At 68.5% G+C, this 14,126-nt stretch carries 8 protein-coding genes; 6 read left to right on the top strand and 2 right to left on the bottom strand.

Annotation, left to right across the window (positions count from 1 at the left end; all coding sequences use genetic code 11):
• The first annotated feature begins 4 nt into the window (after positions 1–4).
• Both N4261_RS11610 and mnmC read left to right on the top strand, forming a co-directional pair.
• Positions 5–1,549, top strand: a complete 1,545-nt coding sequence (locus N4261_RS11610; RefSeq protein WP_261760290.1) for a DEAD/DEAH box helicase — start codon at positions 5–7, stop codon at positions 1,547–1,549.
• 107 nt (positions 1,550–1,656) lie between these two features.
• The gene (gene mnmC / locus N4261_RS11605) at positions 1,657–3,582 is read left to right on the top strand and encodes a bifunctional tRNA (5-methylaminomethyl-2-thiouridine)(34)-methyltransferase MnmC2/FAD-dependent 5-carboxymethylaminomethyl-2-thiouridine(34) oxidoreductase MnmC1 (protein WP_261760289.1); all 1,926 of its coding nucleotides are present in this window, start codon (positions 1,657–1,659) and stop codon (positions 3,580–3,582) included.
• Between the two features lie 91 nt (positions 3,583–3,673).
• On the opposite strand, the gene N4261_RS11600 is transcribed toward mnmC, so the two are convergent.
• Positions 3,674–4,108 carry a putative quinol monooxygenase gene (locus N4261_RS11600; RefSeq protein ID WP_435532037.1) on the bottom strand — a complete coding sequence of 145 codons (435 nt, stop codon included), beginning with the start codon at positions 4,106–4,108 and terminating at the stop codon, positions 3,674–3,676.
• Positions 4,109–4,370: 262 nt separating this feature from the next.
• Between N4261_RS11600 and N4261_RS26050 the strand changes: the two genes are divergently transcribed.
• Positions 4,371–5,921, top strand: a complete 1,551-nt coding sequence (locus N4261_RS26050) for a methyl-accepting chemotaxis protein (RefSeq protein WP_290428858.1) — start codon at positions 4,371–4,373, stop codon at positions 5,919–5,921.
• 262 nt (positions 5,922–6,183) lie between these two features.
• Complete coding sequence (locus N4261_RS11585) at positions 6,184–7,734, top strand: methyl-accepting chemotaxis protein (RefSeq protein WP_261760288.1); 1,551 nt, start codon at positions 6,184–6,186, stop codon at positions 7,732–7,734.
• 45 nt (positions 7,735–7,779) lie between these two features.
• Here the strand turns inward: N4261_RS11585 and N4261_RS11580 are convergent, their stop codons facing one another.
• Positions 7,780–8,967: a hypothetical protein gene (locus tag N4261_RS11580; protein WP_261760287.1), complete on the bottom strand. Its 1,188-nt coding sequence runs from the start codon at positions 8,965–8,967 to the stop codon at positions 7,780–7,782.
• A gap of 440 nt (positions 8,968–9,407) precedes the next feature.
• On the opposite strand from N4261_RS11580, the gene N4261_RS11575 reads away from it, so the two are divergent.
• Entirely contained in the window at positions 9,408–11,477 is a 2,070-nt protein-coding gene (locus tag N4261_RS11575; protein WP_261760286.1) for an ATP-binding protein, read from the top strand.
• A gap of 1,388 nt (positions 11,478–12,865) precedes the next feature.
• Entirely contained in the window at positions 12,866–14,023 is a 1,158-nt protein-coding gene (locus N4261_RS11570) for a bifunctional riboflavin kinase/FAD synthetase (RefSeq protein ID WP_261760285.1), read from the top strand.
• The last annotated feature ends 103 nt before the right edge of the window (positions 14,024–14,126 follow it).

Raw genomic sequence — 14,126 nt, 5'->3', positions numbered from 1 at the left:
AGCTATGAGTTTTGACGCACTGGGCCTGTCCCAGCCCCTGCTTCGCGCAATCGCCGACGCCGGTTACACCACCCCCACCCCGATCCAAAGCCAGGCCATTCCGGCCGTCCTCAGCGGCGGCGACCTGATGGCCGGCGCCCAGACCGGCACCGGCAAGACCGCCGGTTTCACCCTGCCGGTGCTGCAACGACTGTCCGTCGGCAAGCCGGTGCGCGACGCCCGCGGCCGCCTGGCCGTGCGTGCCCTGGTCCTGACCCCGACCCGTGAACTGGCCGCGCAGGTCGAAGAAAGCGTGCGCACCTACGGCAAATACCTGCCGCTCACCAGCATGGTGATGTTCGGCGGCGTCGGCATGCAGCCGCAGATCGACAAGCTCCGCAAGGGCGTCGACATCCTGGTGGCCACGCCCGGCCGTCTGCTGGACCACGCACAGCAAGGCACGCTGGACCTGTCCAAGGTCGAGATCCTGGTGCTGGACGAAGCCGACCGCATGCTGGACATGGGCTTCATCCACGACATCAAGAAGGTGCTGGCCCTGCTGCCGCAGAAGAAGCAGAGCCTGCTGTTCTCGGCCACCTTCAGCGACGAGATCAAGGCCCTGGCCGATCGCCTGCTGGACAAGCCGGGCCTGATCGAAGTTGCCCGCCGCAATGCCACCGCCGACACCATCGCGCAGAAGGTGCATCCGGTCGACCGCGACAAGAAGAAGGAACTGTTGGCCCATCTGATCCGTCAGCACGACTGGCACCAGGTGCTGGTCTTCACCCGCATGAAGCACGGCGCCAACCGCCTGGCCGAGTTCCTGGACAAGCAAGGCATCACCGCCATGGCGATCCACGGCAACAAGAGCCAGGGTGCCCGCACCAAGGCCCTGGCCGAGTTCAAGAGCGGCGACCTGCAGGTGCTGGTGGCCACCGACATCGCTGCGCGCGGCATCGACATCGACCAGTTGCCGCATGTCGTCAACTACGAGCTGCCCAATGTGTCGGAGGACTATGTCCACCGCATCGGCCGGACCGGCCGTGCCGGCGCCCAGGGTGAAGCGCTGTCGCTGGTCTGCGTGGACGAGGAAGGCTTCCTGCGTGACATCCAGAAGCTGATCAAGCGCGAGATTCCGCGCGAGGTCGTCCCGGGCTTCGAACCCGATCCGAATGCCAAGCCCGAGCCGATCGTGCTGGGTCGCATGGTCTTGAACGGCGGTGTCGGCAAGACCGGCGGATCGCCGCGTCCCAGCGGCGGCGGCGGTGGCGGCCGACGCGGTGGGGGCGGTCAGGGCGGCGGCGGCCGTGCACCGCAAGGCCAGGGTCGCGCGGCGCAAGGCCAGAGCCAAGGCCGCGGCCAAGGTGGCGGCGGCAGCGGTGGCCAGGGTCAGGGCCAGCGCTCGCAAGCGCAGGGTCAGCGCCCGGCCGGTCAAGGCCAAGGCGGCCAGGGTGGACAGGGCCAAGGCCAAGGCCAGCGCCAGGGTGAACGTCGCCACGGCGGCGGCCACGGCAGCCAGGGCAATCGCCCGGCCGGTGCCGCGCTGACGCGTCCGAAGTCCTCCTCCTGAAGGAACAGCCGCAAGCACGCCGGCGCATCCGGCGGCCTTGCGGCTTGAGTTTCGGCAAGCCGCGAGCTGCCGCTCTGCACAGGGCGCGGCATACTCGCGGCCACTCCATGAAGACCGCGCCCATTCTTCCGGCCCGCGTCGATTTCTCCGACGCCGCTGTGCCTCATGCGCCGGATTTCGGCGATGTCTACCATGCCCGCGCTGGCGCGTTCGCCCAGGCGCGGCATGTCTTCCTGGCCGGCAACGGCCTCCCCTCCCGATGGTCGGGTCGCCCACGCTTTGTCGTGCTGGAGACCGGCTTCGGCCTGGGCAACAACTTTCTCGCCACCTGGGCCGCGTGGCGCGACGATCCGCATCGCAGCGAGCGGCTGGTCTTCATCAGCATCGAAAAGCATCCGCTGACACGGGCCGATCTGGCACGTGCACACGCCGCCTCACCCGAGCCCGCACTCGCCCAACAGCTGATCGACGCCTGGCCGCCGCTCACCGCCAACCTCCACACGGTGGATGTCGAGGGCGGCCGCGTCCGGTTGATGCTGGCCCTTGGCAACGCCCGCGACTGGCTGCATGAGCTGTCGGCTCAGGTCGACGCCTTCTACCTGGACGGCTTTTCTCCCGCCCGCAATCCCGATCTTTGGGAGGCCGGCCTGCTCAAGCAGATCGGCCGGCTCGCCGCCCCCGGCGCCACCGCCGCGACCTGGAGCGTGGCGCGAAGCGTGCGGGATGGCCTCGCTGCTGCGGGATTTCAGGTCGAGAAGCGACCCGGCTTCGCGAGCAAGGGCGAGATGTCCGCGGCCCGCTACGCGCCTCGGCATGTCCCACCGATGCCACCCGGTCGGCAGGCGGTGGCGCCGAACGCCCGCGAGGTGCTGATCCTCGGCGCCGGTCTGGCGGGCGCGGCCTGCGCGCGGGCGCTTACCCGTCAGGGCCTTCAGTGCCAGGTGCTGGACGCCGATGCAGCCGTCGCCTCACGCGCCTCCGGCAATCCCGGCGGACTGTTCCACGGCACCTTGCATGCGGACGACGGCCCGCATGCCCGCTTCCATCGCGCGGCCGCCCTGTCGACCGAGCGGGAGCTGCGCCGCCTCGCGCCTGCCCTGCCCTGGTTGCAGTGGGGATTGATGCGCGTCGAGCCGCAGGTCAGCCTGGAAGCGATGCGCGCCTTGCAGCAGCGCTCCGGACTGCCCGGCGACTATGTCCAGGCCCTGGATGCGTCGCAGGTCAGCGCCCAGGTCGGTCTGACGATGGTGCATCCCGCGTGGTTCTTTCCGGGGGGCGGCGCCGTCGAGCCCGGCGCCGTGGTGCGGGCCTGGCTGGCCGAGGCCGGCATTCAGCCGCAGTTGGGGACCCACGTCGCCGACTTGCGCAACGACGGCGGGCGATGGTCCGCTCTGGATACGGACGGCCGTGTGCTGGCCCAGGCGGATGCCGTCATCCTCGCGGCGGGCACGGCCAATCAAGCGCTGGCAGCCAAGTGGCTCGCCGGACCCGAATGGCCGTGGAGCGACCAGCGGGGACAACTCAGCCTGATCGATCGCGCCTGCGCGCCGCCACGACCGGCGGTGCCGGTTGCTGGCGTTGGGTATGCACTGAGCCTGCCGGATGGCACCCTGTGCTTCGGCGCCACGACCCAGGTCGACGATCCGGACCCCGCGCTGCGCCATGCGGACCAAGCGGAGAACCTCACGCGTCTGACCCAGTTGCTGCCCGGCGCCCGGAGCGAGCACCTGGCCGCACTGCCGCTGCACGGTCGCGTCGGCTGGCGCAGCCTGGTCCCAGACCGTTTGCCGATCGTCGGCGCCCTGCCTTCCTCGGTTCCGACGCAACGCGCCGAGCAGGTCCGCGCCTGGCCCCGCCATCCCGGCCTGATGATCTGCGGCGGGCTGGCCTCTCGCGGACTGACCTGGGCCACCCTGTGCGGCGAGCTGATCGCCGCGCAGCTCACCGGCGCGCCCTGGCCTTTGGAAATGGATCTGGCCGAAGCGCTGGATCCCGCGCGATTCGCGGCGCGCCGGGTGCGGCAAGGCGGCTGAATCAGGCGGCAGATCGGCGATTCAACGCCCCCTGCCGCAGACGCAGACGCAGACGCCAGCGCCCCCCGCCGCCGCCCGACCCGGCATCGGCTCAGCGCTGCACGGCGGTCGCAACCCCATCACCGTTGACGCTCACCTCGAAGCTCTGGACTTGCCGCGACACCAGCATCGGAATGATGGTGCCGAAGCCCAGCCGCTGGAAATGCGGCGCCGCGCGATGGTCATCCAGGCCGGAGGCATCGGTGTAGCGCTCCAGGATGACGAATCGGTCCGGATCCTGCGGCGAGCGGTAGAAGTCATAGCCCAGGTTCTTCGGCTCCTGCCGTGTGGCCGCGGTCAATTCGCCGAGCAGCTCACTCACCCGGTCACCCAGGCCCGGCTTCACGTGGTAATGGGCAATGACTTGCAGATAGCGGGAGGCCGTGGGCACCACCGCGGCGCCGGAGGCGCGCGTGGACGAGTCAGGCGATGCCGCGTCCGCTGAATCGGACGATGCGGATGCGGGATGAGGGATCGGGACGGACATGGTCGCTCCAGGAGAAATCTCAAAAAGGCGCAAGCCCGCTCGCTCAACAACGTGACAAAAGTCACGGAGCAGGCTGGTCGCAGATCGAAGGCTTTAAGTCTTCATGCCGGCGGTCGCTCATCCCCGAGGCACACCGGGCGCGCGCGTACGCGGTACGAGAAACGGTCCCTCTGCGGACGCGCATGGCACAGGTCTCAACTGTATGTCGAGCCGGTCGCGCCTGGCAGATCCACCCCTCCTCCTCTTCGTGTCTGGAACATTCATGATCCATCTCGTGACCGGCCGCACCATCGGCCAGCGACTCGGCTTGGTGCTGGGTCTGGTGCTGCTGATTTCCACCCTCGGTTCCGGCCTCAGCCATCTGGCGCTGAGTCGGATCGCCGTGGAAACGGAGTCGATGTTCAACCAGGACCTGATTGCCGAGCGCACCGCGTCCGACTGGCATCGCTACATCACCAACGGCGTGACCCGCACCAGCGCCATCGCGGCGAGCGCCGACACCAGTCTGACCAGTTTCTTCGCCGCCACCGGTGTGGAGTCGACCAAGCGCGCCGGCGAGCTTCAAAAGCAGCTCGACGCCTACATGGTCTCCCCCGAAGAGCGCGAGATGTACGAGACCGTTGGCGAGGCCCGCAAGGTGTATCTCACCAGCCGGGATGCGGTCACCAGTATCAAGAAGGCCGGTGATGCCGAACAGGCGCGACAGATCTTCGATCAGCAGTTCCTGCCCGCAGCAGCCAAATACCAGGAGGCCATCCAAGGCATCGTGCAGCACAAGCGTGCCTCGCTGGACGAAGCCGCCAAGCATGTGGCCGACACCAACGCCAGCGCCCGCACCGGCCAGTTGGTGTTCTCGCTGGTAGCCCTGTGCCTGGGGATCTGGCTCGCCGTGATGCTGTCGCGGTCGATCACCCGCCCGCTGCGGGGTGCGGTGGACGTGGCCGATGCCATCGCCCGCTTCGATCTGAGCCATTCCGTGCCCAAGGGCGGCAATGACGAGACCGGCGCCCTGCTGGGCTCGCTCAGCGGCATGCAAGTCCAACTGCACAAGCTGATCGGCGACGTGCGCAGTTCGGCCGAAAGCATCGGCACCGCCAGCGCCGAGATCGCGGTCGGCAACCACGACCTGAGCGCCCGCACCGAGCAGACCGCCTCCAGCCTGCAGGAAGTCGCCGCCTCGATGACCCAACTGACCGGCACAGTGCGCCAGACCGCGGACTCGGCGATGACGGCCAACCAGCTTTCCATCTCCGCGGCCGAAACCGCCCAGCGCGGCGGCTCGGTGATGGGTCAGGTGGTCAGTACGATGAGCGACATCAGCGACAGATCCCGCAAGATCGGCGACATCATCGGCGTAATCGACGGCATCGCCTTCCAGACCAACATCCTGGCGCTGAATGCTGCGGTGGAAGCGGCCCGCGCCGGTGAACAGGGCCGCGGCTTTGCGGTCGTCGCCAGTGAAGTGCGACTGCTCGCCCAGCGCAGCGCCGAGGCCGCCAAGCAGATCAAGTCCCTGATCGGTGCCAGCATGGAACGGGTGGAGTCGGGCTCGGCCCTGGTTCACGACGCTGGCAGCGCGATGACCGAGATCGTCTCCAGCGTCCAGCGCGTGGCCGACATCATTGGCGAGATCAGCGCGGCCGCCCGTGAGCAGAGCGACGGCATCAACCAGGTCAATGCCGCCGTGGGGCAGCTCGACCAGTTGACCCAGCAGAACGCGGCGCTGGTCGAAGAATCCGCTGCCGCTGCCGAGAGCCTGAAGGACCAGTCGCAACGTCTGGCCACCGCCATCTCGGTGTTCCGCCTGCGCTGAGCGAGTGAGCCCCCCACCGTTCGCCCAGTCAACACCTGATTGATCAAAGATCGCGGAGCCGCAGCGGCGGACTCTGTGAACGATGCCGCACGGCACGCTCACCCGCATGGCCTGAAGCTAGGTTTTTTCTACCGTACGGTCGATCATTGAGCCGACGCCTCAGCGAGGCAGGAGGGGCGCTGCCCGGGAACCGGGTCAGCGCCCGCGCCATCCTGCCCCTCCAGACCACGCCCATTCCAATCGACAATTCAGGGGGACATTCATGATTCATCTCATCACGGGACGCACCATCGGCCAACGACTCGGCCTGGTGCTGGGACTGGTGCTGCTGATTTCCACCATCGGCTCCGGACTCAGCTACCTGGCCCTGAATCGGATCGCTGCCGACACGGAGACGATGTTCAACCAAGACCTGCTGGCCGAGCGCACCGCGTCCGACTGGCATCGCAACATCACCAACGGCGTGACCCGGACCAGCGCCATCGCGGTCAGCGCCGACACCAGTCTGACCAGTTTCTTCTCCGCCACGTCCGCCGAGTCGACCCGGCAGTCCGGCGAGCTTCAGAAGAAGCTGGACGCCTACATGGTCACCCCCGAAGAGCGCAAGATGTACGAGGTGCTCGGCGAGGCCCGCAAGGGTTACCTCAGCACGCGGGATGCGGTCTCCGGCGCCAAGAAGGCGGGAGATGCCGAACAAGCGCGACAGATCTTCGACCAGCAGTTCCAACCCGCAGCGGCCAAGTTCCAGGAAGCCATCCAAGCCATCGTGCAGCACAAGCGGGCCTCGCTGGACGAAGCCGCCAAGCATGTAGCCGAGACCAACGCCAGCGCCCGCACCGGCCAGTTGGTGTTCTCGCTGGTGGCCTTGTGCCTGGGGATCTGGCTCGCCGTGATGCTGTCGCGCTCAATCACCCGCCCGCTGCGCGGCGCGGTGGACGTGGCCGATGCCATCGCCCGCTTCGACCTGAGCCATGCCGTGCCCAAGGGCGGCAATGACGAGACCGGCGCCCTGCTGGGTTCGCTGGGCGGCATGCAAAGCCAGTTGCTCAAGCTGATCGGCGACGTGCGCGGCTCGGCCGAGAGCATCGGCACCGCCAGCGCCGAAATCGCGGTCGGCAACCACGACCTGAGCGCCCGCACCGAGCAGACCGCCTCCAGCCTGCAGGAGGTCGCCGCCTCGATGACCCAGCTGACCGGCACGGTGCGCCAGACGGCGGACTCGGCCATGACCGCCAATCAGCTCTCCAGCTCTGCGGCCGAAACCGCCCAGCGCGGCGGCTCGGTGATGGGTCAGGTCGTCAGCACGATGAGCGACATCAGCGACAGCTCGCGCAAGATCGGCGACATCATCGGTGTGATCGACGGCATTGCCTTCCAAACCAACATCCTGGCGCTGAATGCTGCGGTGGAAGCGGCCCGCGCCGGTGAGCAGGGTCGCGGTTTCGCGGTCGTCGCCAGCGAAGTGCGCTCCCTCGCACAGCGCAGCGCCGAAGCCGCCAAGCAGATCAAGACGCTCATTGGTGCCAGCGTGGAGCGGGTCGAATCCGGGTCGAAGCTGGTGGAGGATGCCGGCGGCGCCATGACCGAGATCGTGGCCAGCGTGCAGCGCGTGGCCGACATCATTGGCGAGATCAGCGCCGCCGCGCGCGAGCAGAGCGACGGCATCAACCAGGTCAATGCCGCCGTCGGGCAGCTTGACCAGATGACACAGCAGAACGCGGCGCTGGTGGAAGAATCCGCCGCCGCCGCCGAGAGCCTGAAGGACCAGTCGCAGCGCCTGGCCACCGCCATCTCGGTGTTCCGCCTGCGCTGAGCAGGGACATTTCCGCCCCAGGGGCCCACCGGCCCCGTCCCCGCCTCACCCCTCATCGTCCCGATCGGGCCCCCAAGCCACGTTGCAGCGCAGGTTGCCCGGCTGGGCGGCCAGTTTTGCCAAGACCGCCAGATCCGGCTCGTCAGGCAACAGATGCTCGCCGCGTTGCCGACAGAGGTTGGCATAGCGCTGGATGATGAGCTGTTCACGGTCCGCGAGGTTCGTCGAGCCGGACCGGATCAGATCCAGCGCAGCCAACACCAGGGCGCAACGCTGGCCACCGTCCGCATCCTGGAAGGCCACCGTGGCGTGTCCTGCGCGACGAACATAAGCGTCGACCGTCCCGGCGACCCACATCAGACCCGCGGGAGACCTGGACATCGCCGCCGCGCTTGGAATCTGCAGATGCGTCAGCTCATGGATGACGTCATTCGCCGGGGGCTGCTCACTCAAACTGCGCATGATGCCGACGGCAGGTGCTGACGCCCCCTGGGCGCTCGCGCCCGACCCCGCACTGGTGAGTCGGGGGCGCTGCGGGGCGGCCGCGCCCTCCAGGCCCGGCGTCCGTGCATCACACGACCAGCTTTGCGAGGACCGCTGGCGACGCCGGATCTTCTGGATCAGTCGACATCGCAGCGTCACCGCCGCGGCCACCGGCTCATCCAGCGATTGAGACGTGGACCGCCCCAGCGAACGGGCGTCCGGCCGGCGCGGCCGCCCTCCCTGGTGGGAAGACCAGGACGCACCGGCCCCGGATCCGCCGACGAACAGCTGCACGGACTCCTGGCTGGACCCGTTAGCCACCTCCACCTGCGCCGATCCCGAATAAGCGCCCGGCGACCAGTGACCGCCCTGGTGGTAGTGGGCCGTGTTCGGAAGATCAAGCTCCTTCTGGGTGGACAAATCGACGATCAGTCGCACATCCTCGTCGCGCATGGCATGCAGGAAGGCCCGCATCACCATCGGATCAGGGCACGGAATCCCCATCACCAGGGTCTGCGCATCGACCCGGTTGGCGTCGATCATGGTCTTCGGATCGTCATCCACGGTCGTGCCCACCAGCGTGCCCGCGTTGAGGACGTACCGATGACGCACCGCTCTCAAGGGCAGGCCCACCCCGTACTCGGACCGAGGCGTTCTCTCCAAGTCGCTGAGGATGGCATCGCGCAGCCGACTACCCTCTGCCATGTCGAAGCGCAACTGGCGCGAGGCGGCCGACTCGATGGAATTCACCGCATCGATCGACGCGGTGCCCCTGGGTGATTCGGCAACAGACCCACCCAGGCATGAACAACAACGGCGTAGCAAGGTTCGCACTCCTTCCGCCCAGCCGCTCCGGCGCGGTGACCGCAGAAAGACCGGATGCACGACCGCCAGGCGTCGAAGTGAGTCGGGTCCCTTCCGCGCCGCAGTTCAGAGTGCGGAGGCAATCAGCCATCCCCCTCAAATCGGTGGTCCATCGCCCAGTTCGCTTTACCGCGCCTTCACAGGAACGCGGCGTCGGCGCGACGCCGTCCGGCATCCGTCGGCATTCGAGGGAAGTCCCCATCACCCGTTGTCACATTCCTTGGGTAGAAACGCGCCAACGCGCCAACAACGTTGTCATTTTCCGAACAACACCACATCACACGCCGAACACGGCGCCATGGCCGGATCCTCGCCAGCCGGGTCGTATGGGAACGTCAGAGATCCACACACACGAGGACGACAGCGCCCCGCCAGTGGCGCTGCAGGTGCGAGCCGAACGGCTCGCCGGCCTTCATTCACTGGTCCGCCTGCCGGCGGCCATGGGCGCGGTGTTCAGCCTGCTCCCTGTGCTGCTGCTGTGGCGTCATCTGGATTCAGCGGAGCTGCTGTGCTGGCTGGCCGCGCGCTGGGCCATCTCCACCTGGCGCTTCCTGGAGGCGCGACGCTTCCTGCGCCTGCCCTTGACCACCACCCTGCGCAGCCTGCCTCGCTGGGAGAACCGCTTTCTCGCCGCCCTGCTGCTGGACGGGCTGGCCTGGGGACTGGTCGGGGCACTCTTTGCCACGCCCAACCTGCCGGAAATCGACGGCGCGGTGATGACGACGCTGGTCGGCCTGGCGGCCTTCACCCAGATGTCGCTGGGCGCCTGGGCGCGAGCGCAGGCCCTGTTCGCCTCGCTGGTGTTCGCGCCCCTGATCCTGCGACTGGCGCTGCAAGGCGGTTCGGTGGCCTGGCTGAGCGCCGGCGCCTTGATCATGTTCTGGCTGCTGACCACCCTGGAGTCGCGCCGCATCGAGGCCCGCACGCTGGAGCTGCTGCGTCTGCGCTTCGAACAGGCGCGTCTGGCGGAACAAAGCCAGCTGGCCCTGCATGCCGCCGAGGAAACCAGCAGCAGCAAGAGCCGCTTCGTGGCGGTGATGAGCCATGAGATCCGCACGCCGCTCAACGGCATCCTGGGCATGGCCCAGTTGCTGGAACGCAGCGACCTGAGCGATCAGCAGCGGGAACAGGTCGACATCGTGCGCCGCTCCGGTCGGCACCTGCTGAGCCTGGTCAACGACATCCTGGACCTGGCCCGGATCGAGTCCGGCAAGCTGGTGGTGGATGCCCATTCGGTGGATGTGCGGGAAGTCGTCGGCGACGTCTGCCGCCTGCTCGGCGCGACCGCCCGGGCCAAGGGGCTGTCCTTCGACTGGCGCCTCTCGCCGCAGTTGCCGGCCCGCGCCATGGGCGATGCCTCGCGCATTCAGCAGGTGCTGCACAACCTGGTCGGCAATGCGATCAAGTTCACCGACAAGGGCTCGGTGACCGTGGACGTCTCCACCCTGCTCGACATGCGCGCCGGCATCTTGCTGCGTTTTGCGGTGCAGGACAGCGGGGAAGGCATTGCAGCGGATCAGCTCGAACGCATCTTTGCCCCGTTCGAACAGGTGGCCGCCGGCCAGGCGCGGCGCCGGGACGGCACCGGTCTGGGCCTGACCATCTCCCGAGAGCTGGCCCGGGCCATGGGCGGCGACTTGCGTTGCTCCTCCACGCCGGGCCGCGGCTCGGTGTTCGAGTTCACGCTGCCGCTGCATCCGGTCGCGTCCGCCGAGGCCCACCGGGAGAGCAGCACCGCCCACCCGGTTCGCGGCCAGGGCACCATCCAGCCTCAGGCCGAAGCGCCTCACCCGTCGCCGGCCCCTCATGCCGGGGCTGCGCCTCCCCCATTGCCGCAGTTGCAGGGTCGCGTGCTGCTGGTGGATGACAGTCCGGTCAACCTGCTGGTGGCCTCCACCATGTTGCAGCGTTGCGGCCTGGCGGTCGAGGCGGCCGAGAACGGACGGCAGGCGATCGAGAAGCTGCGCGGCCAGGCCTTTGATCTGGTCCTGATGGATTGTCAGATGCCGGAGCTGGACGGCTTCGGAGCCACCACCGCCTGGCGGCAGGAAGAGCGCAATCGGCAGCTTCCGCGCACGCCCATCGTGGCCCTCACCGCCAGTGCCGTGAATGACGATCGGGAGCGCTGCATGGCCTCGGGCATGGACGACTACCTGGTCAAGCCGTTTGAGCTGGAGGATCTGCTGGCGGTGGTGACGCCGCATCTTCCCGCCAATGACGGGGGCCCCTTGCTCACTCCGGGGTCGGGTTTGGAGCCGGGGGCGGTGTCGGGGTCGGTGTCGGGGTCGGCCGGTAGGCATCCGTCGCCGCTGCCGAGTCCGCCGGATCGGACGGCATCGGTGGTTTCGTCCGCGCTGGCACAGACCGCGTCGCAAACTGGGCCCCGAGCTGCTTGAGCTTGGATTCGCCGGCCGTGGCCGCCGCATGACGCCGGCGAACGGCAGCCAGATTCAGCGAGGCGGAAATGCTCAGGGTCGACTGCTGCCTGTCCAGCCACTTGGGGGCCTGCTCGGGCAGGCCGTTGCGTCCCCAGCGCTCGGCCAGGGCCAGCAGGGGTGCCAGACGTTCAGCCGTCCAGTGCGACTGGGGTCCACGTCGCGCCCGCAGTTCGGACGCCAGCTCAATGACCCATGACTCCCCCTCCCCGGCGCCGCAGGTCTTCTCGCTCATCCGCCTGGCGAGCGCCATGGCCACCAGCAGCGGCGCGCCGCGCTGAAAGCCACGCGGGCTTTGCACCAACACACGCCCGTCGGCCCTGCCCGTCCTCCGAGGCATCCAATAGGGCACGGACCGCATCGCGACCCATTCGAGCAGGCCGGTCGCCAGCGGCCTGCCTGATTCATGAGGCAGCAGCGCCACATCGCAGGCATGCTGCGATCGATTCGACTTCGCGTCACGCAGCTCGATGTGCAGACGGCACACCGGGGCCGTAGCCTGCACCAGCGCGCGGTCGCTCAACGCGGCCAGCCTGGTCGAGTGGGGCGTCGGCTTCCAGTCGCCCGACCGGATGCTGGTCTTGACTGCGACGCCGTCGGTTTTCCACCTGCGGTTCTGCAGGTACTGGCCCATGTGCTCGTCGCATCGTTCCGCCTCGGTGCGAACGTCGATCACCAGCGCGACGTTGGAGGTGCTCAGCATGGCCAGCCAATCAATGAGCGCACTGGGGTCAGCCGGTGGGGAAGCGCTCAGGATCAGCCGGTCCCAGACTTCCCGGGCATTCACGCAGGGGGCCTGCCGGACGATCCGGGGCTTGGATTCGAGGACCTCACCAGGCTCGGGTGGCTTCCTACGCCAGCCCACAGGGGGCTGCGCGCGCTTCAGGCTGATCGAATGGCTGAGCAACGGTCCGGCCACCTTGATGCCGGGGAGATCCGACCACAGCTCCGGCAGGCTGAGATACGGCGACGGGTCCTGCGCCTCACGATCGTCGTCCCACAGGCCCGCCTCGTCAGCCTCGGCCCAGGGTTGCACCGCGTTGATCTGCGGAGCCAGCCACTCCGCGCGCCGAAGATGGCGCTGAAGCTCGCGGGGATCGTCCGCCGGCCAGAGTGTGGTGGGCGGGTGACTCGGCAACAAGGCGGGGTGGAGGGGGCGACGCGACGCCTCGGCCGCATCGGCCGCATCGGACTCGGACCCATGCGCGGTCGCCAGGGCGGCCCTCGCGTGAGGGGCGGCGGCGGTCGGGCTGCGGCGGGGCATGTCGGGTCCTGATGTGCGTTCGGTGACGCGGGTCAGTCCTGTTCGCTTCCGCCGGGTTCCTCCGGCCGCCTGATAATGACGCCCCATGCAGGTTTTCCGCGGCTTCCACCATCCGGGCATCGCAGCGCAATGTGCGCTGACGATCGGCAACTTCGACGGCGTCCATCGCGGCCATCAGGCCATGCTGGCCTTGCTGCTGTCGGAAGCGCGGCATCGCGGCCTGCCGACCTGCGTGCTGACCTTCGAGCCTCATCCACGCGATTTCTTCTCGATGAAGATGGGCAAGCCGGCGCTGGCGCCCGCCCGCATCGCCACCCTGCGCGACAAGCTGCAGGAGCTGGCACGCTGCGGCATCGATCAGGTGGTGGTCTTGCGCTTCGACGAGGCCCTGGCGTCGCTCAGCGCGCAGGACTTCATCCAGCAGGTGCTGGTGGATGGTCTCGGCACCCGGTACGCACTGGTGGGCGACGATTTCCGCTTCGGCGCCAAGCGCCAGGGCGACTACGCCACGCTCGATGCGGCCGGCCAGCGCCTGGGCTTCGACGTGGCGCGGATGATGAGCTATGAGGTGCACGGCCTGCGGGTGTCCAGCTCGGCGGTCCGCGAAGCCCTCGCTGCGGGCGACATGGACGGCGCCGCCCGACTGCTGGGTCGCCCCTACGCCATTTCCGGCCATGTGATCCACGGCCAGAAGCTGGGGCGACAACTGGCCGAGTCCGCCCCCGGCGCGGCCGACGGCTTCCGCACCCTGAATCTGAAGTTCGATCACGACAAGCCGGCCGCACACGGCATCTTCGCGGTGCGGGTGCATGGGCTGGACGGCGAGGCATCCGGCCCGGGCGCGGCGCCAGGTGTTGCCCAGCCAAGTTTTGCCCACAGCGGCCCGGCGCCGTTGCCGGCGACCGGCCCCACGGCGCTGAACGCCCCGTCTCCGCTGGTCCTGGACGGCGTGGCCTCGCTGGGCGTGAGACCGACGGTGGAGGATGCCGGCCGGGTGCTGCTGGAAGTCCATGCGCTGGATTGGCCGGTGGCTTTGGCCGAGCGCCTGGGACCGCGCGAGGCCTACGGTAAACTCGTCCGCGTGGAACTCCTGCACAAACTGCGTGATGAAGCCCGTTACGACGGCCTGGACGCCCTGACCGCCGCGATCCGTGAGGACGTGCGGCAGGCCCGCGCCTATTTCGCGCAGCAGGCCAGCCCTCACGCCGCCGTCCGCCGCCAGACCACGCGCGACCGAATTTGAAGCGCTGAGCCCCCGCACTCCCCCGCTTCACTGCCCTTCGCCCAGCCGACGCGCGCCGACCCCTTCTGCTTCGCCGCCCTCGCGCCTGCGCCCCTTTCCTTCC

Origin of the sequence: Roseateles amylovorans (genome assembly GCF_025398155.2) — a bacterium.
Lineage (GTDB): Bacteria > Pseudomonadota > Gammaproteobacteria > Burkholderiales > Burkholderiaceae_C > Roseateles > Roseateles amylovorans.
Note: the sequence above shows the minus strand (reverse complement) of the source record. Positions and strands in the feature narration are given on the sequence as shown.

Excerpts from the sequence above, each read along its gene's own strand:
- N4261_RS11610 (WP_261760290.1), top strand. The coding sequence starts at position 5 with ATGAGTTTTGACGCACTGGGCCTGTCCCAGCCCCTGCTTCGCGCAATC.
- mnmC (WP_261760289.1), top strand. The coding sequence starts at position 1,657 with ATGAAGACCGCGCCCATTCTTCCGGCCCGCGTCGATTTCTCCGACGCC.
- N4261_RS11585 (WP_261760288.1), top strand. The coding sequence starts at position 6,184 with ATGATTCATCTCATCACGGGACGCACCATCGGCCAACGACTCGGCCTG.
- N4261_RS11575 (WP_261760286.1), top strand. The coding sequence starts at position 9,408 with ATGGGAACGTCAGAGATCCACACACACGAGGACGACAGCGCCCCGCCA.
- N4261_RS26050 (WP_290428858.1), top strand. The coding sequence starts at position 4,371 with ATGATCCATCTCGTGACCGGCCGCACCATCGGCCAGCGACTCGGCTTG.
- N4261_RS11570 (WP_261760285.1), top strand. The coding sequence starts at position 12,866 with ATGCAGGTTTTCCGCGGCTTCCACCATCCGGGCATCGCAGCGCAATGT.
- N4261_RS11600 (WP_435532037.1), bottom strand. The coding sequence starts at position 4,108 with ATGTCCGTCCCGATCCCTCATCCCGCATCCGCATCGTCCGATTCAGCG.